This window comes from Micromonospora sp. NPDC049048 (assembly GCF_043197615.1).
Classification (GTDB): Bacteria; Actinomycetota; Actinomycetes; order Mycobacteriales; family Micromonosporaceae; genus Micromonospora.
On record NZ_JBICTM010000010.1, the window covers coordinates 290,755 to 315,816 of the forward strand.

The window sequence follows — 25,062 nt, forward strand, 5'->3', positions numbered from 1 at the left end:
GGCCCGCCGGTCGGCGGGCCCCTCGTCGCCTCAGGCGTCCGGTGGCGGGGCGCCGAGCAGGGCCGCCAGCAGTTCCAGGTCCGCGCCGGTCAGGCTCTCCAGCTGGTGTACGCCGTCGAGTGGCCCGATGGGCACCTCCGCCGGTACGGCCAGCACCGCCGCGCCGGCGGCGAGCGCGCTGGCCACCCCCGTCGGCGAGTCCTCGATCGCCACACAGCGGGCGATCGGCACGCCGAGCAGCCGGGCGGCGGTCAGGTAGGGCTCCGGGTGCGGCTTGGCCGCCTCGACCTCGTCGCCGCAGACGATCGCGTCGAAGCTGTCGCGTCCGAGGGTGTCCAGCGCCACCTCCACCAGTGGCCGGCCGCTGGAGGTCACCAGCGCGGTCGGGATGCCCGCCGTGCGGACCGCGCGTAGCAGGTTCAGCGCGCCGGGGCGCCAGCGCAGCCCGGTGCGGAACAGCTCCAGGATCCGGGCGTCGATCCACGCCGCGCTGGCCCGGGGGTCGCGCCCCGGCTGGCCCAGGTCGTCGTGCAGGATGCGCATCGACGCGGCCATGCTGATGCCGACCATCGCCCGGCGGGCGGTAGCGGAGAGGATGCCGCCGTACTCCGCCGCCAGCTCGTGCAGCGCGACGTCCCACAGCTTCTCACTGTCGACCAGGGTGCCGTCCATGTCGAAGAGCACGGCGGCGGGATGGTGGCTGCTCAGGAGATCCTCCTCAGGTGGCGTACCCCGAGATCCTCTCAGCCGCGACACCGCCGCGGGGGTGCAGGTGCCGCCGGGGTGACCTGGCCGACGGGTTGCGGGCGGCGGCGAGACTGGGGAACCGCCCGGCCGCCGACCCGGCGGCCCGCCACCCGGAGGTCGCCATGCGCGCCCGATCCCTGCTCGCCCGGTCCACCGTGGTCCTGCTCGCCGCGACCGTCGCGCTCTGGCCGGCGGCCCCGGCCGCCGCGGCGAGCCTGCCGCTGGAGCGGTGCTACGACCAGGAGACTCCCCAGTACGCCGACGCCCAGTCGTGGTCCGCGCCGGGCAACAGGCACACCGTGTGGCCGGACCCGGAGGGCATCCTCGACCGGGACGTGTTCCAGGTGAGCGCCCACGGCCGGATCCGGATCGACCACTGGGGCACGCAGAAGTCGGTCGCCGGGGAGCTGCCGCCCGCCGGCAGCGACTGGCCGGCGCCGGGCGCCCCCCGCTACGCGCTGATCGCCAAGGTCACCGCGGGGACCATGCTGGTGCTGGACAGCGGCCTGTCGTACGGGCCGGGCCGCTGGTTCCCGGTCGGCACGGACAGCGGCTGCATGCTCTACTTCCACGCCGGCCTGGCCCCACAGCTGATCTTCTCGTTCAACGACCCGAACCTCGGCGACAACGGCGGCGGCGCGTCGGTGCTGGTCAGGCAGTGGTGGGACTAGCTCCGGGCCCGACGGTCGGCGCCTGGGCCTACGGTCAGCGCAGGCCGCAGGCGCCCAGGGACCGTTCGTAGCCACGGAAGAACGACTCCGTACGCTGCTCGGCGGTGCCGTGCGAGCCTTCGGCGAACCACGGCTGGCCGGGGTCGTCACCCACGGCGAGCAGCCCCTCGCGGAACTCCTCCAGGTCGCCGTCGTCGAGCCGGAGTGCCTTCGACCGCACCGAGTCGCCGAGGTACGCACCGGCCATGCAGTCGGCCTGCAGTTCCTGCTCGATGGTGTAGGAGTAGCGGATGCCGAGGCGGGCCTGGATGCCGTGCGCGTACTCGTGGCCGAGCAGGTAGAACACGAAAGCGTCGCCGACCTGGCGGAACGCGCGCACCGACCAGTTCACGTCGTAGGCGATGAAGTCGCCGGCCGAGCAGTAGACGGCGTTGTTGCGCGGCAGCGCCTGCCCGCCGCAGGACACCTCGCCGGCGCGCTGGTACGGGATGATCCGCCGGATCGGCTGGAACCGCTGTCCCGAGGCCTGGAACTGGGCGGCCCAGTACCGCTCGGCGATGGCCTGCGCGTCGGTGACGTCCTGCTGGAACTCCTCGACGCTGGTGGTGCCGTCGGCCCGGGTCTGCGCGGCGTCGGGCGAGGACGGGGCGTCGGAGCGCTGCGGGGCGGGCTCGCGTCCCTCGGGTCCGGACGTCCCGCCGACCACGCACCCGGCCGCCACGACGAGGGCCACCAGCAGGCCGGCCAGCGGGCTTCTCGACCGGTGTCCCACGCGCGTCGTCACAGTGCCCTCCCCGGCGTCGGCGTTGCCGTCCAGTACCCCGACGCCGGATCGGTCATGCCCGGCACGACCGTCGGCGCCCGGGCCCCGGCGGCGCGGCCCGCCGGCGGTCAGCGTCCGGTGGGTACGGCGTCGACGCGGTGACCGGTCAGGGGCTGGCGGCGAGGAAGACGAAGGCGGCGAGCAGCACCAGGTGCACGCCACCCTGGAGCACGGTGGCCCGCCCCGGCACCACGGTCAGCACGCCGGTGACGACGGTGAGCGCGAGCAGGGTCACCTGGGTGCCGCCGAGGCCGAGCAGCAGCGGGCCCTCCAGCCAGATCGAGGCGACCGTGATCGCCGGGATGGTCAGCCCGATGCTGGCCATCGCCGAGCCCAGGGCCAGGTTCAGGCTGATCTGCACCCGGTCCCGGAGGGCGGCCCGGGCGGCGGCGATCGTCTCGGGCAGCAGCACCAGCAGCGCGATGACCACCCCGACGAACGACGGGGGCAGGTTGGCCACGGCGACAGCGGACTCGATCGCCGGGGACACCGACTTGGCGTCGCCGACCACGGCGACCAGCGCCACCAGCAGCAGGCCGAGGCTGAGCAGGGCGGCCCGGTTCGACGGCGGTTCGGCGTGCTCCTGCGTGTCGAGCGCCCGCCCGTGGCTGTTGACGGGCAGGAAGTAGTCGCGGTGGCGGCCGGTCTGCACCATGACGAACAGGCCGTAGAGCGCCAGCGAGACCACGGCGGCGAAGGCGAGCTGTGCCGGGGTGAACTGCGGGCCCGGCCGGCTGGTGGTGAAGGTCGGCACCACGAGGCTCAGTGCGGCGAGGGTGGTCACGGTGGCCAGCGCCCCGCCGGTGCCCTCGGAGTTGAACACCGCCACGCGGCGGCGCAGCGCCCCGAGCAGCAACGACAGCCCGAGAATGCCGTTGCAGGTGATCATGGCGGCGGCGAAGACGGTGTCGCGAGCGAGGGACTGCGTCTTCTCCCCGCCGCTGATCATGAGCGTGACGATCAGGGCGACCTCGATGACGGTGACCGCCACGGCGAGCACGAGCGAGCCGTACGGCTCCCCCACCTTGTGGGCCACCACCTCGGCGTGGTGCACGGCGGCCAGCACCGCGCCCGCCAGCAGCAGTGCCACCACCACGACGACGGCGCCGGACAGGTCGCGGTCCCACGTCATGACCAGCACCAGGACCGCCAGCAGCGGGACGAGAACGGTCCAGTCGGTCAGACGTGAGCGGAACAGCGCGGTCATGCCCCAACCATCCCAGAACGGACGATCTACCGAGTGTAGACGGGCGGGACCGGGTACGGGCCGGGGCGCCGCCACGGGCGTGCGCCTGCGCGCCGGCCGGACTTCCGGGCCGCGGCCGGCGCCGACAGCCGCGCCGGGGGCGACGCCGGCCCCGGCGAAGTCAGACCGGCGCGGGTTCAGCGCGCCGACTGGGCGCCGAGTTCGACGAGGAGGACGCCGCCGGCGATGAGGCCGATGCCGAGCATCATGACCTTGGTGAGGGGGTCGTCGAAGGCGAGCCGCGCGACGATCGCGGTCAGCGCGATGCCGGCCGCGGCCCACACGCCGTAGGCGACGCCGACGGCCATCCCGTTGCGCAGGGCCAGGCTGAGGAAGACGAAGCAGGTCACGTAGCCGCCGACGACGACGGGTGCCCACGCCTTCCGGCGCAGACCCTCGGAGGCGCGCAGCGCCATGGTGGCCGTGACCTCGAACGCGATCGCGGCGGCGAGGAAGACCCAGCTCATCGGGCCCCCTCCGGCTCGTGGCGCACGTCGTGCGGGACGGCGGGGGCCGGTTCGGCCCGGTGGGAGCCGAGTTCGACGAGCAGGACGCCGGCGACGATGACGGCGAAGCCGAGGCCCATCACCCACGTGAGCGCGTCGCCGAACAGCAGCGCGGCCAGCAACGCGGTGAGGACGACGCCGCTGGCGGCCCAGATGCCGTAGGCCACGCCGATCGGCATGCCCGCACGCAGGACCAGCGAGATGAAGACGAACGAGAGGGTGTAGCCGACGACGACCAGCGCGATCCACGCGGCATGGTCGTTGGCCGCGCGCAACGCCAGGGTTCCGCTCACCTCCAGGCCGATGGCGCCGGCAAGGTACAGCCACTGCTTCACGGGTCATCGCCTTCCGCGATCAGGTCTCCGGTGGGTGCGCCGAGCGTGTCACGGTCTCGGGGGGCGGTGGTTGCCCCGACCGTGTCGAATGCGCCGAAACGTCGCCCGGCGCGCGGTTCCTGTCTCCACGATGGGGACAAAGGTCGGCTCGGAACTGAGAGGGTGGTGCGGCATGAGGCGTCGACGGAGCAGGAGGGTGCCGCTGTTGCAGGCGGCAGCGATCTCCCTGGCAGCGGCACTGGCGGCGGCGGCCGTCGTACGGGCGCGGCGGCGCGGCGCCGGGCGGGACGCGGCGAGCGGTGACCTTCCCGCCCTGCGCAACGGCGCCTTCGCCGCCCCGGGCACGGGCGGGATGCCGGCCCCCGGCGGTGCGCCCGGCCGGGCCGAGCAGACGGCGTCACCGGCGGCCGCGGCGCGGTGAGGACGGGCTGCGCCGCCGGGCGCGCGGGCAGGCACGGCGCCGGCCCGACGTGACCAGGCGGCGCCCGCCCGGCCCGCGCACCGCCACCGGCCACGACACCCGCGCCGGCTGCCGTCGCTGAACGGGAACGACCACCGCTGATCCGTACCCGGCCGGACAGGCACGGCGCGCACGCGCTCTTCCCGGGCCGGGCGTGCCGTTTCGGGACGCGCCCCGCCCTCGTCGACGGGCGCGGGATGCGCCGGCGCCCGCGCGGTGCGTACAGTTTCGGGTCGGACCTGGCGTGGGCCGGGAGGATCCGGCACGGAAACGGGACGAGACAGCGACGGCATGGCGGCGGACAACATCACGGAAACCAGGCACGACGGCATCGACCAGGGCCAGCTGGAGATCTGTCTCCGCGTCTTCGAGGCGCTGGAGGACCTGCCTTCCGATCACCCCGACGTGGTGCGCGTGCAGCGGGCCACGGCGAGGCTCTACAAGGTGATCAAACAGCGGCGGCGCGAGGAGCGGCGCGACGCCATCGCGGCGGCCGACCGTGCGGTGACGGCGGCCACCGCCACCGGCGCCCCGGGCCGCATCGACGACGAGACCCAGGGGATCCCGCTCGCCTCCCCCACCGAGGGCTTCACGGCCGGCTTCCTGCACAACCCGCGCGGCTGCTACGTCTGCAAGCAGCGCTACCGGGAGGTGGACGCCTTCTACCACCAGCTCTGCCCGCCCTGCGCCGCGCTCAACCGGGAGCGCCGCGACGCCCGTACCGACCTGACCGGGCGGCGGGCGCTGCTCACCGGCGGCCGGGCGAAGATCGGCATGTACATCGCGCTGCGGCTGCTGCGCGACGGCGCGCACACCACGGTGACCACGCGTTTCCCGCACGACGCGGTACGCCGGTTCGCGGCGATGCCCGACAGCGCGGACTGGCTGCACCGCCTGCGGGTCGTCGGGATCGACCTGCGCGACCCCGCCCAGGTGATCGCGCTCGCCGACTCGGTCAGCGCCCAGGGGCCCCTCGACATCCTGATCAACAACGCGGCGCAGACCGTGCGGCGCAGCCCCGGGGCGTACGCGCAGCTCGTCGCCGCCGAGGCGGCGGCGCTGCCGGACGGCCCCCTGCCGGAGATCGTCACGTTCGCCAAGCCGGCCGGCGGCGACCCGGCGGCCAGCCTGACCGCCTCGCCGCAGTCGACCCCGCTCACCCCGCACGCACTCACCGCGCTCGCGCTGACCAGCGGATCCGCCTCGCCGGAGCGGATCGCGGCGGCCACCGCCATCGACGCCGGCGGTCTGGTGCCGGACCTCGACCCGGTCAACAGCTGGGTGCAGCGGGTGCACGAGGTCGACCCGGTGGAGCTGCTGGAAGTGCAGCTGTGCAATGTGACGGCGCCGTTCGTCCTGGTCAGCCGGCTGCGACCGGCGATGGCCGCGGCGCCGGCCCGCCGCAAGTACGTGGTGAACGTGTCGGCGATGGAGGGCCAGTTCGGTCGCGGCTACAAGGGGCCGGGGCACCCGCACACCAACATGGCCAAGGCCGCGCTGAACATGCTGACGCGTACCAGCGCCCAGGAGATGCTGACCGACGGCATCCTGATGACCAGCGTCGACACCGGTTGGATCACCGACGAGCGCCCCCACCCGACGAAGATGCGGCTGGCGGACGCGGGCTTCCACGCCCCGCTGGACCTGGTCGACGGCGCGGCCCGGGTGTACGACCCGATCGTCCGTGGTGAGCAGGGCGAGGACCTGTACGGCTGTTTCCTGAAGGACTACGCGCCCTGCGCCTGGTGACCGGCGCGTTCACCAATCCTTCACTATTGCCAACCTTCGATGCGTATGTAAAAGTTCTTCACTGACTTCAGCCTCGTGCAAGAAATCCTTCGAGGGAGCCAGGATGAGAACGACCACCGCATGGCTGATGGGCCTCGCGACCACAGTGGGGCTCACCATCACGTTCGGATCGGCGGCCGTCGCCGAGCCGACGACGGACACCCAGCCACAGTCCGTGGCGGTGTCGGCCGTCGGTCCGCAGCCCGGCACCTTTGTCGGCAAGGGCTTCGACACCTGCACGGCCCCGTCGCAGTCGGCGATGAACGCGTGGCGCGCCAGCTCGCCGTACCGCGCGGTGGGCATCTACATCAGCGGCGCGAGCCGGACCTGCGCGCAGCCCAACCTGACGGCGACCTGGGTCACCAACCAGGTCGCCAACGGCTGGCGGCTCATCCCCATCGAACTCGGCTACCAGGCGCCCTGCGGCAGCCGCGCGCCGAAGATGTCCGCCGACCCCGCCACCGCGCGGTCGCAGGGACGCACCGCCGCCGACAGCGCCGCCAGCGCCGCGCAGGCGCTGGGCATCGGTGCCGGCAGCACCATCTACAACGACATCGAGCACTACCCGACGACGGCGGCGTGCCGCGCCGCGGTGCTGTCGTTCCTGTCCGGGTGGGTCGAGCGGTTGCACACCAAGGGCTACCTGGCCGGCATGTACTCCAGCGGGTCCTCGGGCATCAGGGACGTCTGCCTGGAGTACAACAACGCGAGCTACACCAGGCTGGACCAGATCTGGATCGCCTGGTGGAACGGCGTGGCCGACACCGACGCCGGTGACTACTGCTCCGACGCCTACTACGCGAACCACCAGCGGCTGCACCAGTACGCCGGGGACGTGACGGAGACCTGGGGCGGCGTGACGATGAAGATCGACCGCAACTACCTGGACGTGAGCACCTCCCAGCAGCCGCCGCCGGCGCAGTGGAGCACCATCGTCGACAACACCACGTCGGGCCGGTTCACGGCGAGCACCAACTGGAGCACGTCGGCGTACTCCAGCCAGCGCTACGGCACGGACTACCGGTACGCGAACCCGACCTCGGCCAGCGACGTCGCCTGGTACAAGGCGGCCGTCCCGGAGACCGGAACCTACGAGGTCTCGGTCTGGTACCCCGCCGACGCCGGATACAACGACCGGACGCCCTTCATCGTCGCCACCACCTCGGGCAACCAGTCGGTGACGGTCGACCAGCGCGCCAACGGCGGGCGGTGGGTGTCGATCGGTGTGTTCACCCTCGCGGCCGGCGACGGCAACAAGGTCGGGGTGAGCCGCTGGACCAGCGGCAGCGGCTACGTGGTCGCCGACGCGGTACGGATCACCCGCGCCTGACGGTCAACGCGGCCGGTCCGGGTAGTTCCCGCCCAGCTCGATCTCGGCCCGTACGGCGAACTCGCGCAGCGTGGCGATCGCCTCGCCGGGCCCGCCGGTGGCCTGCACCATCGCCGACTGGGCCAGGATGATCAGCGCCTCGACCGCCTCCTGCGGACGGGGGTTGACCAGGGCCGCCACCTGGACCATGTCGTCGTCGAAGTAGGCCAGCAGGATCCGGCTCGCCAGCCCGATGGTCCGGGCGGTGTCCGCCGACAGGTCGCCCGTGTCGCCTGGCGTCACGTACCGTTCCTTCCCGCAGGATCCCGCTCTCCCGGCGGGACACGGCCAGCCGCTGCGAGACGGCCACGCCCGTGCGGCGTCCTCCACTCTGCACGGGCCGCGCCACCCGCCCGGCGGCCCCCACCCGTTCGGGCGGGTGGGGGCCGCCGCACCGCGCGGCGGAGGCACGGCTGTCGGGACGGGACGGACCGCCCGGTCGACCGCCGGGGCGAGCTGAACCGGACGGCGGAGAAGAAATCGATTCCCCGGCAGATAGGATCTCAGGGCCAACCACTCTCGGATGGCGGGCCGCGACGGACGGTGTGCTCGGGCGGCCGGCTCCGGGGGTCCGCCGCGGAACCGGGCGCACGACACCGACAGGGGACGCCACATGACGACCATCTACGACGTGGCGCGGATGGCCGAGGTGTCGGCGTCGACGGTGTCCCGGGTGCTCAACGGGCACGCGTCGGTGGATCCGGACCTGGCGGCGCGGGTGCGCCAGGCGATGCTCGACCTGGACTACCGGCCCAACGCGGTGGCCCGCAGCCTGCGTCGGCAGCGCACCAGCCTCTGGGCGGTGATCATCTCCGATATCGGCAACCCGTTCTTCACCGCACTGGTGCGTGGCATCGAGGACGTGGCGCAGGAGGCCGGCTTCTCGGTGGTCCTCTGCAACGGCGACGAGGATCCGGACAAGGAGACCCGCTACGTGACGGCGGCCCTGGCCGAACGGATGGCGGGCGTGATCATCTCGACGTCGGGGCGACCCGCTCTGATCAACCGGCTCACGGAGGCGGGCATGCCGGTCGTGGCCATCGACCGGCAGCCCCACGGGGTGACCGTGGACACGGTGCTCGTGGACAACGTCCACGGCGCCGAGACGGCCACCGCCCACCTCGTCGAGGGCGGCTACCGCCGGATCGCCTGCATCACGGGACCGCGTCGGATCTCCACGGCCGTGCAGCGGCTACGCGGCTACCAGCAGGCGCTGCGCGCGGCCGGCCGGAGCGTGCCGGAGGAGATGGTCCGGTACGCCGACTTCCGGGAGGACGGCGGTTACCGGGCCATGGCGTCCCTGCTGAGCGCGGCCGAGCCGCCGGACGCCGTCTTCGTCACCAACAACCTGATGACGGTGGGCGCGGTGGAGTGCCTCGTCGACAGGGGTGTCGCCGTGCCCGACCAGTGCGGCGTGGTGGGCTTCGACGACATCCCCTGGGCTCACCTGGTACGGCCCTCGCTGAGCACCGTCGCGCAGCCCACGTACGACCTGGGGCGGGCCGCGGCGTCGCTGCTCACCGAGCGGATCGCCAACCCGGCGCGGGCCTCCTCGACCGTCACCCTGCGCACGGCCCTGCGGGTACGCGAGAGTTCGGTGCGGCCCCTGCCCCGCCCCGCCGGCCAACCGACCGACGGCCGGGGCCGGCCGGCGCGGGCCCGGTGAACCGGAGCCCGCGCTCAGGTCAGAGGTTCACGTCACCGCACAGGTGCACCCGCAGCCCCAGGGCGTCGAGCATCGCGGCCTTGACCCGCAGGGCCCGGTCGGCGGCGTCGGCGTCGTCGGCGTAGACCACGTTGACGTGGTTGGCCTTGTGCCGGGCCATCAACTGGTCGCGGCCCACGCCGTGCAGGACAGCGTGCATGATCGGCCACTGCGGGGTGGTGGCCCGCAGCCGGCGCTGCGTCTCGGCGTCGGGCAGCTCCACCACCGTGCCCCGGCCCAGGTCGGCGTGCAGCACCCCGTCCATGACGAAGATCCGCGACCAGACGATCTCGCCCGGCCGGGAGACGCCGCTCAGGGTGCCCCCGCCCAGGGGGAAGTACATCGGCGGCTGCCGCATGCTGTACGACCGGTCGTAGCCGCCGTTGTGGGACGCGGGGACCGAGCCGGAGATCTCGAACACCCAGACGAAGTCCGGGCCGTACTGCTCCCCCCAACGGATGTCGTGCAGGGTCGTGGCCGGGTCCATCCCCATCGCCGTCCAGATCCGGTTGGTGACCAGCGAGTCCACCGCGACGCCCTCGTCGACCTCGTTGAAGTGCGGCAGGGCCCGTCCCGCGTACAGCTCGCGCGAGCCGTCCCGGCTGGTCACCGGCGGCCGCGTCACGTCGTTCAGCAGGCCCTCGGCCAGGTCGCTCGCCGGCACGGTGTCCTTGAGGCCCTGCTGGTACTGGATGCCGACCGCGTCCAGGCCGAAGTCGTCGGCGATGCGCAACGCGGCGATGTACATCTTGAACTGGCTGAGCAGTTGGGCCTCGGTCAGTTCGGTGGCCTCGTCCGTGCCGGTGTGGAAGGTCATCCCGGCCGCGTCGAGCCACGCCCGCACGGCGTGCGCCTCCTCGTCGGGCACCCGCGCCATCTCCGCGACCAGCGCGCTCTGCGACAGCCGCTCCTTGTAGACGCCGAGCGGGTTGAGCAGCTCGTCGTCGATGATCGCGTTGTACATGCCCATGCAGCCCTCGTCGAAGACGCCGATGACGGCCGGCCGGCGCCGGAGCTGGCGGGCCAGCGCCACGCCGAGCGCGACCTCGGGATCGGACGGCAACGGCGGCAGGTCCCGCACGTGGCTCTCGTCGTGCACCACCTCGCCGGTCTCCAGCCAGGCCTTCAGCCCGTCACGCGCCCACTCGTCGGTGAAGTCCTCGCTCCACAGCGCCGAGTAGCGCACGCCCGCCTTGGTGAGGCTGCCGGCGAGGTTCAGCAGGCCCACCAGGCCGGGGAACTCGCCGCTCCAGTTCGCCACGAGCAGGATCGGGCCACGGTGGGCGCGCAGCCCGGCCAGCACGTGGTGGCTGTACTGCCACACCGCCTCCACGACGACGAGCGGGGCGTCCACGGGAACGCCCTGGAAGACCTCGATGCCGGCGTGCTGGCTGTCGATGAAGCCGTGACCCGCGTGCTCGTCCACCGGATGGGCCCGCCGGGTCTGCCAGCCGAGGGCGGCCACCGCGCTGGCGAAGTCGGCCTCCAGGCGCTGCTGGGTGGGCCAACCGGTGACGTTCGCGGCCGGCCGCAGGTCGCCGCTGGCGACCGTGTAGACCGTGTACGGGGCGGCAGCCGGCGGATCGACCAGCACCGGCATGGTGTAGTTGCTCACGGGTTGACTTCCTCCACTGGCTCGTCGGTGCCTGGCTGGGGTGGGGTCGCGAGGCGCGCCTGGCGGGCGGCCAGCGCGTGGGCGACGGATCTCGAGCCGGCGTACAGCTCCCGGTAGAGCCGGTACAGCTCGGCGTAGTCGGCGGCGAGCGCCGGGCGCGGCTCGCGGACCTCCCGGATCGGGTTCCACCGGTGGATGTCGACCGGCTGCACCGTCCCGGCGGCGAGGAACGCGGCGCCGTAGCTGGCGCCGATGGTGACCGACGGGATGTGCTGTGCGCGGCCAGTGACGTCCGAGACGATCTGCGTCCAGAGGTCGCCGCGGGTGCCGCCGCCCACCGCCACGACGCGGCGGATGTCGCCGCCGGCCTCCTCGATCGTCTCGATGTTGTGGCGCACCGCCAGCCCGGTCGCCTCCAGCGCGGCGCGGTAGATGTCGCCGCGCCCGTGGGACAGCGTCAGGCCGGCGAGCACGCCGCGGGCGTCGGGATCGAGGATCGGGGTGCGCTCCCCGGCGAAGAACGGCAGCATGAGCAGTCCCCGCGCGCCCGGCCCGGACCGCTCGGCCAGGCGGAGGAGTTCGGGGTAGTCGGCCGCGTCGAACAGCTCCCGCAGCCATCCGGTGATCGCCCCCGAGGTCGCCATGCCGCCGGCCAGGTTGCGGGTGCCGGGGAACGCGCCCACCGTGCCCCACAGCGACGGGCTGGTCAGCGGGCGCGGCACCGTGTGCACCAGGAACATCGTCGTGCCGTACATGAGCATCAGGTCGCCGACGCCCTGGGCGCCCACGCTGACCGCCTCCGACCAGGCGTCGATCGTGCCGGTCACGACCGGGGTGCCCGGCGTCAGCCCGGTCACCTCGGCGGCCCCGGCGGTGACGACCCCGGCCGCCTCGCCGGGCCAGCGCAGCTCGGGCAGCTCCAACCCGGGGGCGATCTCGTCGGCCCACGGCCGGTACCAGCTCTGGGCCAGGCTGTCGTACAGCGGGGTGCACTGGCTGGCCGAATGCTGGTCGAGCAGGTACCGGCCGGTCAGCTGGTGGACCAGCCAGGAGCTCGGCATGAACAGCCGCCGGGCGCGGGAGAACAGCTCCGGCTCGGCGTCGGCGACCCAGGCGACCTTCGCCCCCGCCGCCTGGGTCGACAGCGTCGAGCCGCACCGGCGCAGGATCTCGTCGGCGCCGAAGCGCGCGGTGAGCCGGGCGATCTGCGGCGTGCAGCGGGTGTCCACGCCGTAGAGGATGGCCGGGCGCAGGGGCGTGCCGTCGGCGTCGGTGAGCAGCACGCACGGCCCCATCCCGCTGACCCCGACCGACACCACGTGGGCGTCGCGCGGGGCCAGCAGTTCCCGGGCCAGGGCGACGAACTCGTCCCACCAGACGCGGCCGTCCATCTGCACCCAGCCGGGTCGCGGCCGGTCGACCCGGTGCTCGCGCACCCGGGAGCGCAGCACGCGCCCGGACAGGTCGACGAGGACGCCCTTGCTGCTGGAGGTGCCGATGTCGACCCCGAGCACCACGGCCACCGTCATGCCAGCCATCCCCCGATCTCCAGGTCCGGTCCCGGCCCGTCGGGCCGGGATCCGTCGACGCTCAGGCGACGCCGCCGAGCTTCGCGTACGTCTCGGCGGCGTTGTCCTTGGTGATCCGCATCGTGTCGAGCGTGGTGGTACGCGGGACGTCCGTGCTGCAGTCGACGAGGATCCGGCGGGCCAGGTCGACGGCCTCCCGGCCGCCGGTGGCGTACTGGAAGGTCGCCGCGAGCCGGCCCTGTTCGACGGCCTTGATGCCGCCCGACGGCACCGGCAGCGCGTCGATGCCGGTGAACTTCACCTTCGTGTGCAGCCCCGCGGCCTTCGCGGCCAGGTACGCACCCTCGGCCATCGGGTCGTTGTGGGCGTAGACGGCGGCGGCGTCGGGGTGGGCCTTGAGCAGCGCGTCGGCCACCGACTGGCCCTTCTCCCGCAGCCAGTCCCCCGGCTGGGAGGCGACGACCTCGATCTTCGGGTTGGCCGCGATGCCCTCCCGGAAGCCCTGGGCGCGTTCGGCCGCCGGTGTGGAGCCGGGGAGCCCGGCGATCTCGATGACCTTGCCGCCGTCGGGCAGCAGCGTCTTGGCGTAGAACTCGCCGGCGGCCCTGCCGATCGCGACGTTGTCCCCGCCGATGAAGGCGGTGTACGCCTCGCCCTCCACCTTGCGGTCGAGCACGATGACCGGGACCCCCCGCTCGTACGCCTTGCGCACCACCGCGGTAAGCGGCTTGGCCTCGTTCGGCGAGATGATCAGCAGGTCGATCTTCTGGGTGAGGAAGTTCTCCACGTCGGCGACCTGCTTGCTGTTGTCCTGCGCCGCGTCGGAGACGACCACGCTGAACCCGGCGACGGACTTCGCCGCCGTCTGCACGTCGTTGTTCATGACCTGCCGGTAGGGCTCGGCGTTGTTGGCCTGCGACATGCCGATCAGGAAGTCCTTGCCGGCGCCGCAGTTCGCGGCCGTGGCGTCGCGGCCGTCGGACGGTTTCTCCACGCTGCACGCGGTGGAGGTGACGAGCGCGCCGGTGCACAGCAGGGCGAGCAGGACGGTACGGGTGCGCATGATGAGGCTCCTTGTTCGGTGGCGGTTCAGACGATGCTGCGGCGGAGCTTCTGCAGCCCGGCGGCGGCCACGATCACCAGGCCCTTGATCAGTAGCTGCACGTTGGCGTCGATGTTGTTGAGCGCGAGGATGTTGTTGAGGATGCCGAGCAGCAGTGCTCCGGCGAGGGTGCCGCCCATCGACCCGGTGCCCCCGGCGAGGCTGGTGCCGCCGATGACCACGGCGGCGATGGCGTCGAGTTCGTAGCCGGCGCCGTCGTTGGGGCTGCCCTGGTTGAGCTGTCCCGCGTGGATGATGCCGGCCACCGCGGCGAGCAGGCCCGCGATGGCGAAGACCGCGACCTTGACCCGCAGCACCGGCACGCCCGAGAGCCGGGCGGCCTTCTCGTTGCCGCCGATGGCGTAGACGTGGCGGGCGAAGGCGGTCTTGCGCAGCACGACGATCGCGGCCACCCCGATGCCGATGAACAGCACCGCGGGGACGGGCACCACCCCGTTGATGGTGCCGTTGAGGATCTCGAACGCCGGGGGCGCCTCCTGCGGGCCGTCGCCGTAGGCGATGGGGATGCCGAGCCCGCCCGACCAGATCCGGGCGAGGCCGCGCGCGACCTGGAGTCCGGCGAGGGTGACGATGAACGACTGGATGCCGAGCCGGGCCGTCGCGTAGCCCTGCAACGCGCCGAAGAGGGCGCCGATCAGCAGGACGACGGTGACGGCGGGCAGGATGCCCAGCCCGGAGTCGACCATCAGCGTCGCGGTGCCGACGGCGGAGAGCCCGAGGATGGCGCCGACGGAGAGGTCGATGCCGCCGAGCAGGACGACGAACGTCATGCCGACCGCGATGATCCCGATCTCCGACACCGCGCGGACGATGTTGCCGAGGTTCTCCGTGGACAGGAACAGGATCTCGCCGTCGCGGCGGGGCGAGACGGCGATGGCCAGCACGAAGACCACCAGCAGCGCGAAGAGGCTCTGCACGGCGAAGAGCCGCTCGACGAGCTCGCCCCGGCCGCCCGGTACGCGCCACCGCCGGTCGCCGCCGGGGGCGTTCGCCGTGCCTCCGCCGGCCGGGGCCGGCGTGCCCGGCCCCTTCTCCGGTGTGCGCAGGTGAGTCATCGGTCGTCTCCTCCGGCGGACGCGCCGCCCATCGCCGCGGTCAGGATGTCCTCGCCGGTGCACCCGTCGGCCGGTAGTTCCGCGACGGCCCGTCCGCGGCGCAGGACCACGATCCGGTCGCAGACGCCGGTCAGCTCGGGCAGCTCCGACGAGGCGAGCAGGATGCCCATGCCGTCGTCGGCGAGCCGGCGCAGCAGCCGGTAGATCTCCGCCTTGGCGCCGACGTCGACGCCCCGGGTCGGCTCGTCGAGCAGCAGCAGGCGGGGGCGGGTGAGCAGGTGCCGGGCGAAGACGACCTTCTGCTGGTTGCCGCCGGAGAGGGAGCCGACCGGCGCGGTGGCCGACGAGGTCTTGATCGCCAGGGCGGCGACCTGCTGGCGTACCGCGTCCCGCTCGCGCGCGCCACGGACGAATCCGGCAGTGGTGAGCCGGCGCAGCGCGGCCAGCACGATGCTGCGGCCCACGGGGTGTTCGAGGACCAGGGCGGAGCGGCGGCGGTCCTCCGGCACGAAGCCGACGCCGGCGCGCAGCGCGGAGCGGGGACCGCGCGGGGCGTACGGGCGGCCGGCCAGCCGGACCAGGCCGCTGCGGCGACCGGGCGGGCCGGCGCCGTACAGGGTCTCGAGCAGTTCGGTGCGGCCCGCCCCCATCAGGCCGGCCAGGCCGACGATCTCCCCGGCGCGGACGCTCAGGCTGACGCCGGCCGGCTCGCAGCGCCCGGGGCGGCTGCCCCGGGGCCGTACGGCGAGGTCGTCGACCTCCAGCACCGGGGGCCCGGTCGGGCGCGCGGGTCCGGCGGATCCCGCGCTGAACAGAGCCTCCGCCGGGCGGCCGACCATCAGCGTGATGATCCGCTGCCGGTCGGCCGGGTCCGGGCGCAGCGTGCCGGCCACCTCGCCGTTGCGCAGGACGGTGGCCCGGTCGGCGATGTGCTCGATCTCCTCGAGCCGGTGGGAGATGTAGACGACGGCCACGCCGCGCTCGCGCAACGCCCGGATGGTGGACATCAGCCGCCGCACCTCGGCGTCGGCGAGCGCGGCGGTCGGTTCGTCCATGATGAGCACGCGGGCGTCGAGGGAGAGCGCCTTGGCGATCTCGACGAGCTGCTGCTCGCCGACGCGCAGCGACCCGACGGGCCGGCGCGGGTCGATCCGCGCGCCGAGCGGGCCCAGCCAGTCGTGGGCGGTGCGGGTCATCGCCCGCCGGTCGAGCGTCCGCAGCCGGGTGCGCGGTTCGCGGCCGAGCACGAGGTTCTCGGCCACGGACAGCGCCGGCACCAGGTCGAGTTCCTGGTGGATGGTGGCGATGCCGGCGGCCTGGGCGGCGGCCGGGCCGGTGAAGCGTACGGGCTCGCCGCCGACCGAGATCTGTCCCTCGTAGTCGGTGACGACGCCGGACAGGATGTTGATCAGGGTGGACTTCCCGGCCCCGTTCTCCCCCAGCAGGGCGTGGACCTCGCTGGCGCGCAGGGTGAGGTCCACGCCACGCAGGGCGTGCACGCCGCCGAAGCGCTTCGCGATGCCGGACATGGCGACGGTCACCTGGTCGCTCATGCGGGCCTCCGGAGAGAGATCGGAAATCGATTTCTGGCAACATAGAGGACCGTCGAAGTGGTGTCAACGGCCCCCGGTACGGGCCGGGCTGCCGCCCCGCCGCCCGACCCGCACCGGCGGCCCCCCTCAGGGCACCGCGTTGACCGCCGCGTGCACGGTCTCGGCGAACGCGGTGTCCCGCCCCACACCACTGGCGGCGAACCGCCAGGTGCCCCCCGCGTACGACCCCGGCGGCCACGCCATCCCCCCGTTGCGCCACAACGGCTGCCAGGCCGCCATCGCGTGGCCGGCGTCGTACCAGGTGTTGTCGCCTCGCCACGCCGAGGCCCAGCGGTGCGCCGCCACCAGGGACAGGTTCGCGCCGGAGGTCATCGTCCAGGTCGGCATCCCCGTGACGTCACCGGTCGGCCGGGCCGCGACGGCGGGATCGCCGACCGACGGCAGGGCGCCGTCGACGTTGAACGCCACCTCCCACACCGGCGCCGTCGTCGGACCGGTCACCCACCAGGTGACGTCGCTCTGCAGACCCGGACCGGTCCAGCGGGGCGCCACCGTGAGCAGCCAGTCGGCGACGACCGGCTCGTCGCCCATCCGCATGCCGACCAGGTTGATCCGGGAACCGTCGGCGGAGACGTCCACCCGGGCCGGCGGGCCCGCCCGGTCGGTCACGTCGAAGCGGCCGACCGCCAGGTAGGGACCAGTCCCCCGGTGCGACGAGTCCAACGCCGGCCGGTACGCCCCCGCGCCGGCGGGATCGACCGCCAGGGACGCGATGCGCGTGTACGGCCAGGTGCGCACGTCGGCGCGCAGGAATCCGGTGCTCACCTGGTAGCCCCGCGCGACGACCCCCGAGGACCAGGTCAGCGGGGCGAGCCACAGCCCGCCCTGGCCCCAGCCGGCGTGACTCAGGTACCAGTTGTCGCCGTCCACCACGACCTCGGCGGCGTGCGCGTCGAGCACGGTCACCTTCTCCGCCCCCTCGAAGCGCAGGGGGTCCCGGCTGCGGTAGACCGCGGTGCGCCGGTACGCCGCGCCGTAGTCCGTGCCGTCGCAGCAGACGAAGAGGTACCACCAGTCCCCCCGGCGCACCACGAACGGCGACTCCGTCTGCCCGGCGGCCCGGCCGGTGTGCGGCGACGCGTACGCCACGCCGCGCCCGCTCCACGTCCGCAGGTCGGTGCTGGTGCGGTACGCGACCACGTGGTTGCCGCCCTGCGGGTTCGAGGTCGCCGTGTAGTACATGACCCAGCGGTCACCGACCCGGGTCACCATCGGGTCGCGAGCCTCCCAACCGTCGGTGAACAGCGGGTTGGCGGGGCTGCGGGTCCAGGTGAACAGGTCGGTCGAGGTGGCCAGGTGCATCCGGTAGTTCGCGTAGTCGGGGCTGCCGGCCGCGTAGAACATGTGGTAGACGCCCTGGTCGTAGACGACGTGCGGGGCCCAGATCCACTGTTCGCCCCGCGCCGGGTCGGCGGTCAGCGCCGGTGGTTGCTTCGTCCACGGCCCGGTGGGCGTGGGCGCCGTGGCGTGGCCGAAGCTCTTCTCGTCCTGGGGCGCGCCGGGCTCGGCGTGGGCGATGGCGAAGGCGTGCCACACTCCGGTCCGCTGGTCACGCACGATCGTGTGGTCGTTGTAGTACCACGCCGTCGGCTCCCCCACGCCCGGGTCGTAGACCCGGGTCAGCGGCCCGCGCGTGGGCGTCTCGCCCACCGTCTCGTACGCCGTCGTGGTGACCGCCGCCAGCGGGCCGACGCGGCGCAGGGTGAGCGTGTCCAGGCCGGCGAAGAACCCGGTCGAGGACGCGGACCGGCCGGTGACCGTCACCGTCAGCCGGTGGCTGCCGGCGGTGAGCGAGGCCGATCCCAGCGGCACCGCCTCGACGCGCCGCACGGTGGGGGCGTAGCCGTCGAAGAGCTGACCGACGGCCACCCCGTCGACGGCGAAGCGCAGGGTGCCGTAGTCGGCGGCGCGGGTGAGCACGGCGCCGATGTCGTACTGCCCGGCCGGCACCGACGGCAGCGACACGGTGACCGAGTCCCCCGCCCGGGCGCCCCGCAGCCACAGCTGGCGGCCCGCCGACCAGGCGACCCCGCAGCAGTTCGACTGCGCCTCGACCGGGGCGGTGGACGAGACCACCGCCAGCGACTCCGCCTCCGCCCGTACGACGTCCTCGGCGGCGGCCGGCGCGGCCGGGACGGTCAGCAGAGCGGCGCCGAGCAGGAGCACCGCGAGCATCCGGGGCGCGCGCATCACGACACGCTCGGCCGGGGCAGGTCGGTGCCGGGCGCGAACTGGTCGTGCCACCTGACGCCGGCGCCGAAGCCACCGCCGGTCGACAGCGCCACGTACGCGTCCGCTCCGGTCCCTCGGGTGTACGTCACCAGGTCCGCCTTTCCGTCGCCGTTGAAGTCGCCGATGCCGGGCAGTTCGTCGGCCACCGAGAACCAGTCGTGCCACTTGGCCACCTGCGGGGCGAACCGCGTGCCGTCGGACAGCGCCACGAACACGTCGCCGGTGGCGCCCCGGGTGAACGTCACCACGTCGTCGCGCCCGTCGCCGTTGACGTCGCCCAGCGCCGGCAGTTGATCGCCGAGCGCGACCGAGTCGTGCCACTTCCAGCCGTCCTCGACGAACCGGGTCCCGTCGGAGAGGGAGACGAACGCGTCGGCGCTGGTGCCCCGCGTGAACGTGACGATGTCGTCGCGCCCGTCGCCGTTGACGTCGCCCACCGCCGGCAGCTCGTCGCCGAGGGCGAAGTGGTCGTGCCACTTGACGCCGGGACCGAAGCCGCTGCCGGTCGACAGCGCCACGTACACGTCGGCGGTGGCGCCCCGGGTGAACGTGATGATGTCCGCGCGCCCGTCGCCGTTGACGTCGCCGAGCGCGGGGATCTCCGTACCGGTGGCGAAGAAGTCGTGCCACTTGACTCCGGCGGCGTACGTCGTGCCGGTGGACAGCCCCACGTAGACGTCGGCGTTGTCGCCACGGGTGAAGGTGATGATGTCGGCCCGCCCGTCGCCGTCGACGTCGCCGGTGAGCGGGATCTCCTCGCCGACGGCGAAGAAGTCGTTCCAGACGCGGCTGTCCGGCACGAACCTGGCGCCGTCCGACAGGGACGTGGTCACGTCGGCGGTGTCGCCCCGGGTGAACGCGACGGCGTCGTCGCGGCGGTCGCCGTTGGCGTCGCTGGTGTTGCGGGTGCGGGTGGTGGCCGACACCTCGGCCGAGGGCGCGGAGATGTTGCCGGCACCGTCGACCGCGACGACCCGGTAGTGGCGGGTCTGCCCGGCCGGCAACGGGCCGTGCCGGAAGGCGGTCGTACGGGTCGTGCCGACCAGGTTGGCCGGGGTGATCGCGACGCCGGGGTTGCGCGAGGCGTAGACCCGGTAGGCGGCGACTCCCACGTCGTCGGGCGACGCCGTCCAGGACAGGCCGGTGGCGTGCACCCGCCCGCCCGCCAGGCCGACACCGGCGACCGCGCCCGGCGCGGTGGTGTCGAGGAACGGGGTGACCATGCTGTCGGCCTCGTAGCGGGCCGCCGTCCACGCTGGGGCACCGGCGGCCGGGGTCAGGGTGACGGTGACCGTCGACCGGCCGGCGGTCAGCGCGGCCGGCAGGACGAACTCGTCGGCCAGCCAGCGCTGCCGGTCGTTGCCCAGCGGTTGCAGCCACACCCCGGCCGGCCTGCCGTCGACCGACACGGCGACCTGCTGGTACGCGGCGGCCTGGTCGCCGTGCCGGCGCAGCCGTACGCCCTGGTTGCCGGGGTCGACGGCGAGCCGGAAGCTGACGGCGCCACCGCTGGCGCGTACCTGGCCGGTGACGGGGGCGTTGTCGTCGTCGCCCTCGTACGGCCCGGTCAACGGGTACTGGCTCCCGGAGTCGGTGTACGCGTGCCCGGCGCGGCTGGTGGCGTCGCCGGTGACCAGCGTGTCGGTGCGGCGCAGGGCGACGGTCGGCTGGGTGTAGAGGAAGGCGGTCGAGGCGTAGTCGGCCGGCATGTCGTTGGTCGGGCCGTGCTCGATGCCGAACCGCAGCCCCGTGGCGTACGGGACCGCGTCGCCGATCATCAGGCGGTACATGGCGTCGCACTCGTCGACGCAACCGCCGGAGCGGAACAGGTGAGCGGTGTTGCCGGTGAAGGCGCCGCTGTACTCGCCCCGGTTGAAGTACCACCCGGACTCGTAGAAGTCCTCGGTGCCGGTGCCGTAGATCTGCGGTGTGGGCGAGCCGTCGACGTGGACGCGCTCGTCGCCCTCCAGGTAGTTGCGGGTGTTGCCGCCGATGATGTGCCCGCGGGCGGTCTGCGACACCCCGACGAAGCGTCCCCGGCCCGGCTGGTCGGCGATGATCCAGTCGCTGCCCCCCACGGTCTCGGCGCGGCGCGACTGGGTGGTGAAGTAGCCGGCGGTGCCGGCGGCGGCGAGCGCGCCGGTCCAGGCGGTGCCCGGCGCGCTGGTCACCTCCGCCTGGACGCCGGGGACGGCGGCGCCGGTGGTGTTGGCGACCGAGACCATCGCGGTGGAGCGGAACGGCATCGGCCACCAGGCGCTGTACCAGCCGCCCGGCGCGGAGTCCATGGCGAACATCAGCGAGCGGACGGAGCGCTCGCCGAGGCCGGCGCCGAAGAACTCGCCCACCGGGCTGTCGACGGTGGTGCGCCCGTCGAAGGTGATCCGCAGCCGCAGGCCCGTCAGTGTCGACGTGGTGGCCGCGGCGTCGGGCAGCCGCAGCCGCAGCGCCGTGACGGCGGCGGGACCGGTGAGCGTGGCGAGCGTCGACTGCCCGCCCGCGGGGACGTCGACCCGGGCGGTCCTGGTGCTCGCGCCGGGCTGGCTCGGTTTCGGGTCGCGCTGGCCGGCGGCGCGCAGCCTGTCGACCACGTCGACGGCCGGGTCGGTGGGGTCGAACCTGGTCACTCCGACCGCATCGGCGAACGTGCGGTAGGTGACGTGGTGGAACAGCGGGTTGAACTGGGTGGTGATCCGCATCGACTCGCGGTAGGGCATGGGCACCTTGATTGTGACCCCGCCGGAGGTCTGGTCGGCGTTGGTCACCAGCGGCCACACGAACGGGTGGCCGAGGCCGCCGTCGACGAGGCGCTGGAGGTTGGTGTCGACGACCGTCACGCCGTCGAGTTCGACGCGGATCCAGCCGGTGGCGCTGACGTTGCCGTCGTCGCGGGTGAACCAGATCGACTGCACCTCACCCGGTCCGCGGTCCTCGGCGATGACGCAGCCGCCGGACTGGCGCAGGCACGAGTAGGTGCCGACGAAGCCGTCGTCGTTGGAGCCGTCGCGGGCGAAGCTGGAGAACTGCCGGGTACGGCTGCCGGCCGCCAGCTCGGGGAGCCGGTCGAGGCGGCGGTACACGTCCCAGCCGACCGGACCCTTGTCGTCGGCGACGGCGAGGGCCCCGGTGCCGTGCGGCGCGGGGGCGGGCTCGGCGGCCTGCGCCGCCGTCGGGAGGATCATGGTCGCCGCCGCCGTGGCGAGAGCCAGCCAGCGGCGTACGTGGGGCTTCATGGATATCCCTCCAGGGGACCGGCGGAGCCGCAGGAAATCGATTGCTCGGGAGTTAACTGGCGGCATCGCGAGATGTCAATACTTTACCGCCAGGGCACTGCCAGCCGGAGGAAGATTCCAGGGCTCATTGACAGTCGTTGACGTCCTGGCGATACTCCTCGGCAATCGATTTCCGACGCCGGCACGGCGGCGCGGCAGCGAACCCGGGCAGCCTCCCGGCAGCCCACCGGCAGCAACGCGCCCGCGCGGCGGCACCGCTCGCCGCACCCCGCTGACACCCCCAGAGGAGCATCGTGAGACGTACTCCCCTCGCCCTGCTGGTCGGGCTCTGCACCGCGCTGGCGTCGGTCGTGGCGACCGCGCCGGCGCAGGCCGACACCCCGATCGGCACGCTGGCCTGTTCCTCCATCCCCGCCAACCACGACCCCGCGATCAGCGTGATCGTCTACCGGGTCGCCCGTGCCCACAACGTCAACGACAAGGTCATGCTCTCCGCGTTCGAGGCCGGCTGGGTCGAGTCACACATGAACAACCTGCCGTGCGGCGACAAGTCCTCGCTCGGGGTCTTCCAACAGCGGTGGGACTACGGCTGGGGAACGCCGGAGCAGATCATGGACCCGGTCTACGCCAGCACGCAGTACATCACCCGCGCGGTCGTCTGCGACCAGAACAACCCCCGCTACACCGCCGGTCAGGTGGCCCAGTGCGTGCAGCGCTCCGGCTTCCCCGACCGCTACGACCAGGTGGCGGCCAAGGCGCGGAGCCTGCTCAACGAGGCGGCGCGTACCCACGCCATCGCCGGCGGTTCCGCCACCGACGTCAGCGGCGACGGCCGCGACGACATCATCACCTTCACCCAGAACGCCCTCGCCGACGTCTACGTGAGCACCTCCACGGGCGCCGGGTTCGCCGGGACGTCGGTGAAGTGGAACGACTTCTTCTCCATCGGCGGCGAGACGGCCTCGACCGGCGACGTCAACGGCGACGGCAAGGACGACATCGTCACCTTCGCGCACAGCAACACCGGGGACGTCTACGTGGCCCTGTCGAACGGCACCAGCTTCGGCGCCGGCCAGAAGTGGCACGAGTGGTTCGCCCCCGGCGCGGAGATCGGCGCGGTCGGCGACGTCAACGGGGACGGCCGCGACGACATCGTCGCCTTCACCCACAACGCGGCCGGCGACGTCTACGTGGCGCTCTCCACCGGGTCGTCGTTCGCCGGGACGGCCGTGAAGTGGCACGAGTACTTCTCGATCACCGGCGAGTATCCCGCCCTGGGCGACGTCAACGGCGACGGCAAGGACGACGTCATCACCTTCACCCAGGGCCCCAACACCGCCGCCGACGTCATCGTCGCCCTCTCCACCGGCACCACCTTCGGCCCACCGCAGAAGTGGCACGACCTGTTCGCCGTGGGCGCCGAACTGCCCCGCATCGGCGACATCAACGGCGACGGCAGGGACGACATCGTCACCTTCACCTGCGACGCCAACGCCGACGTCTACGCCGCCACCTCCACCGGCACGTCGTTCGCCGGCACCACCGTCAAGTGGAACGACTTCTTCTGCCTCGGCGGCGAGTTCCCCTACCTCGCCGACGTCAACGGCGACGGCAAGGACGACATCGTCGTCTTCACCAAGGGCGCCACCAACGACGTCTACGTCGGACTCTCCACCGGCACCACCTTCAGCGCCAGCGCCAAGTGGCACGACTACTTCGGCCTCAACGGCGAGACGACCCTGTGACCCGCGAACGGGAGACCATCATGAGACCCAGCAGACTCTCCTGGCGCGCGGGCGCCGCCGCCGTCCTCGCGGCCGCGCTCCTGGGCCCCGTCGCGCCGGCCGCCGCCGCACCGACCCGCTCCGCCGACCCGCTCGACACGGCCTTCACCCGGGCCGCCGGCGAGTTCGACGTACCCAGGGACCTGCTGGTCGCCGTCGGCTACGGCGAGACCCGGCTGGACGGGCACGCCGGCCAGCCCAGCCAGGCCAACGGCTACGGCGTCATGCACCTGGTCAGCAACCCCCGCCAGCGCACCCTGGAGCGGGCGGCCGAGCTGACCGGGCAGCCGGTGGCCGCCCTGAAGTCGGTGACCTCGGCCAACATCAGGGGTGGCGCGGCCCTCCTGCGCGACATCGCCGACGCCGAGCGGCTCACGGCCGCGGACCGCGACCGCGTCTCGGCCTGGTACCCGGTGGTCGCCCGGTACGCGCACGCCGCCGACGACGCCACGGCACGCCTGTACGCCGACCACGTCTACGACCTGCTGCGCGCCGGCATCACCACCGCCTCCGTACGGGTCGCGCCCCAGCGGGTGCAACCGGAACTCGGCCGGTACGCCGGCGTCGCCCCCGCCGGGGCGACGGCACCGGCGGCCCTCGCCGCGGCCGTTCCCGAGTACGGGCCGGCCCGGTGGATCTCGGCGCACGGCGGCAACTACGCGGCGGGCCGCTCCTCGCGGATCACGACCGTGGTGGTGCACGTGACCCAGGGCTCGTACGCCGGCACGATCAGCTGGTTCCAGAACCCGTCGGCGGGGGTGAGCGCGCACTACGTCGTGAAGTCGAGCAACGGCGAGATCACCCAGATGGTGCGCGAGGGCGACACGGCCTACCACGCGCGGTCGGCCAACCCGTACTCGGTGGGCATCGAGCACGAGGGCTACGTCGACAACCCGAGCTGGTTCACCGAGAGCATGTACCGCTCGTCGGCGGCGCTCACCCGCTACCTGTGCGACAAGTACGGCCTGCCGAAGAACCGTACCGCCATCAAGGGTCACCACGAGATGCCGGGCAACGACCACACGGACCCCGGTCCCCACTGGAACTGGAACTACTACGTCTCCCTGGTCAACGCCGGTGGCGGATCCGGTGGTCGGTATCTGGCGGGTTCGCCGACGGACTTCACCGGCGATGGCAAGGACGACATCGTCGCCTTCACCCAGGGCACCCTCAACGACGTCTACGTCTCCACCTCCACCGGCAGCACCTTCGCCGGCACCTCCGTCAA

20 protein-coding genes are annotated in these 25,062 nt (G+C 73.1%); 7 read left to right on the top strand and 13 right to left on the bottom strand.

The window, feature by feature from the left end:
- Nucleotides 1–30: 30 nt before the first annotated feature.
- Nucleotides 31–684 carry an HAD family hydrolase gene (locus tag ACGFIG_RS28145; protein WP_393007918.1) on the bottom strand — a complete coding sequence of 218 codons (654 nt, stop codon included), beginning with the start codon at nucleotides 682–684 and terminating at the stop codon, nucleotides 31–33.
- 185 nt (nucleotides 685–869) lie between these two features.
- Here ACGFIG_RS28145 and ACGFIG_RS28150 point away from each other — a divergent pair, with 185 nt between their 5' ends.
- A complete protein-coding gene (locus ACGFIG_RS28150) occupies nucleotides 870–1,418 on the top strand; it encodes a hypothetical protein (protein ID WP_393007920.1) in 549 nt (182 codons plus the stop codon).
- Between the two features lie 34 nt (nucleotides 1,419–1,452).
- Here the strand turns inward: ACGFIG_RS28150 and ACGFIG_RS28155 are convergent, their stop codons facing one another.
- The 4 genes from ACGFIG_RS28155 to ACGFIG_RS28170 form a co-directional block, all read right to left on the bottom strand.
- Nucleotides 1,453–2,235: a neutral zinc metallopeptidase gene (locus ACGFIG_RS28155; protein WP_393007974.1), complete on the bottom strand. Its 783-nt coding sequence runs from the start codon at nucleotides 2,233–2,235 to the stop codon at nucleotides 1,453–1,455.
- 112 nt (nucleotides 2,236–2,347) lie between these two features.
- On the bottom strand, nucleotides 2,348–3,448 hold the full coding sequence (locus tag ACGFIG_RS28160; protein ID WP_393007922.1) for a calcium:proton antiporter: 1,101 nt from the start codon (nucleotides 3,446–3,448) through the stop codon (nucleotides 2,348–2,350).
- Between the two features lie 176 nt (nucleotides 3,449–3,624).
- Nucleotides 3,625–3,954, bottom strand: coding sequence for a DMT family transporter (locus tag ACGFIG_RS28165; RefSeq protein ID WP_393007924.1), 330 nt, complete (start codon nucleotides 3,952–3,954; stop codon nucleotides 3,625–3,627).
- Nucleotides 3,951–4,328, bottom strand: coding sequence for a DMT family transporter (locus tag ACGFIG_RS28170; RefSeq protein WP_393007926.1), 378 nt, complete (start codon nucleotides 4,326–4,328; stop codon nucleotides 3,951–3,953). Before ACGFIG_RS28170 ends, ACGFIG_RS28165 begins: the two co-directional genes overlap by 4 nt.
- A 172-nt stretch (nucleotides 4,329–4,500) precedes the next feature.
- Between ACGFIG_RS28170 and ACGFIG_RS28175 the strand changes: the two genes are divergently transcribed.
- The 3 genes from ACGFIG_RS28175 to ACGFIG_RS28185 all read left to right on the top strand — a co-directional run bounded on the left by ACGFIG_RS28175 (nucleotide 4,501) and on the right by ACGFIG_RS28185 (nucleotide 7,906).
- Nucleotides 4,501–4,749, top strand: a complete 249-nt coding sequence (locus ACGFIG_RS28175; protein WP_393007928.1) for a hypothetical protein — start codon at nucleotides 4,501–4,503, stop codon at nucleotides 4,747–4,749.
- A 330-nt stretch (nucleotides 4,750–5,079) separates the two neighbouring features.
- Nucleotides 5,080–6,537 (top strand): SDR family NAD(P)-dependent oxidoreductase, encoded by a 1,458-nt coding sequence (locus tag ACGFIG_RS28180; protein ID WP_393007930.1) that lies wholly within the window; start codon nucleotides 5,080–5,082, stop codon nucleotides 6,535–6,537.
- A gap of 103 nt (nucleotides 6,538–6,640) precedes the next feature.
- A complete protein-coding gene (locus tag ACGFIG_RS28185) occupies nucleotides 6,641–7,906 on the top strand; it encodes a glycoside hydrolase domain-containing protein (protein WP_393007932.1) in 1,266 nt (421 codons plus the stop codon).
- Between the two features lie 3 nt (nucleotides 7,907–7,909).
- On the opposite strand, the gene ACGFIG_RS28190 is transcribed toward ACGFIG_RS28185, so the two are convergent.
- Nucleotides 7,910–8,188 (bottom strand): hypothetical protein, encoded by a 279-nt coding sequence (locus ACGFIG_RS28190; RefSeq protein ID WP_393007934.1) that lies wholly within the window; start codon nucleotides 8,186–8,188, stop codon nucleotides 7,910–7,912.
- A gap of 370 nt (nucleotides 8,189–8,558) precedes the next feature.
- Here ACGFIG_RS28190 and ACGFIG_RS28195 point away from each other — a divergent pair, with 370 nt between their 5' ends.
- A complete protein-coding gene (locus ACGFIG_RS28195) occupies nucleotides 8,559–9,611 on the top strand; it encodes a LacI family DNA-binding transcriptional regulator (RefSeq protein WP_393007936.1) in 1,053 nt (350 codons plus the stop codon).
- Between the two features lie 19 nt (nucleotides 9,612–9,630).
- Here ACGFIG_RS28195 and ACGFIG_RS28200 read toward each other — a convergent pair whose 3' ends face one another.
- The 7 genes from ACGFIG_RS28200 to ACGFIG_RS28230 all read right to left on the bottom strand — a co-directional run bounded on the left by ACGFIG_RS28200 (nucleotide 9,631) and on the right by ACGFIG_RS28230 (nucleotide 22,050).
- Entirely contained in the window at nucleotides 9,631–11,265 is a 1,635-nt protein-coding gene (locus tag ACGFIG_RS28200) for a fucose isomerase (RefSeq protein WP_393007938.1), read from the bottom strand.
- Nucleotides 11,262–12,803: an FGGY-family carbohydrate kinase gene (locus ACGFIG_RS28205; protein ID WP_393007940.1), complete on the bottom strand. Its 1,542-nt coding sequence runs from the start codon at nucleotides 12,801–12,803 to the stop codon at nucleotides 11,262–11,264. Before ACGFIG_RS28205 ends, ACGFIG_RS28200 begins: the two co-directional genes overlap by 4 nt.
- 52 nt (nucleotides 12,804–12,855) lie before the next feature.
- Entirely contained in the window at nucleotides 12,856–13,857 is a 1,002-nt protein-coding gene (locus ACGFIG_RS28210) for a substrate-binding domain-containing protein (protein ID WP_393007942.1), read from the bottom strand.
- Between the two features lie 26 nt (nucleotides 13,858–13,883).
- Complete coding sequence (locus tag ACGFIG_RS28215; protein ID WP_393007944.1) at nucleotides 13,884–14,972, bottom strand: ABC transporter permease; 1,089 nt, start codon at nucleotides 14,970–14,972, stop codon at nucleotides 13,884–13,886.
- Nucleotides 14,969–16,525, bottom strand: a complete 1,557-nt coding sequence (locus ACGFIG_RS28220) for a sugar ABC transporter ATP-binding protein (RefSeq protein ID WP_393007946.1) — start codon at nucleotides 16,523–16,525, stop codon at nucleotides 14,969–14,971. The genes ACGFIG_RS28215 and ACGFIG_RS28220 overlap by 4 nt, the downstream gene beginning before the upstream one ends.
- Nucleotides 16,526–16,651: 126 nt before the next feature.
- Complete coding sequence (locus ACGFIG_RS28225; protein WP_393007948.1) at nucleotides 16,652–18,775, bottom strand: family 43 glycosylhydrolase; 2,124 nt, start codon at nucleotides 18,773–18,775, stop codon at nucleotides 16,652–16,654.
- Nucleotides 18,775–22,050: a DUF2961 domain-containing protein gene (locus ACGFIG_RS28230; protein ID WP_393007950.1), complete on the bottom strand. Its 3,276-nt coding sequence runs from the start codon at nucleotides 22,048–22,050 to the stop codon at nucleotides 18,775–18,777. The genes ACGFIG_RS28225 and ACGFIG_RS28230 overlap by 1 nt, the downstream gene beginning before the upstream one ends.
- A 293-nt stretch (nucleotides 22,051–22,343) precedes the next feature.
- Here ACGFIG_RS28230 and ACGFIG_RS28235 point away from each other — a divergent pair, with 293 nt between their 5' ends.
- A complete protein-coding gene (locus ACGFIG_RS28235) occupies nucleotides 22,344–23,795 on the top strand; it encodes an FG-GAP repeat domain-containing protein (RefSeq protein ID WP_393007952.1) in 1,452 nt (483 codons plus the stop codon).
- A gap of 20 nt (nucleotides 23,796–23,815) precedes the next feature.
- Nucleotides 23,816–25,062 (top strand): N-acetylmuramoyl-L-alanine amidase (locus ACGFIG_RS28240; protein ID WP_393007954.1); only part of this gene is annotated, 1,247 nt, incomplete at its 3' end.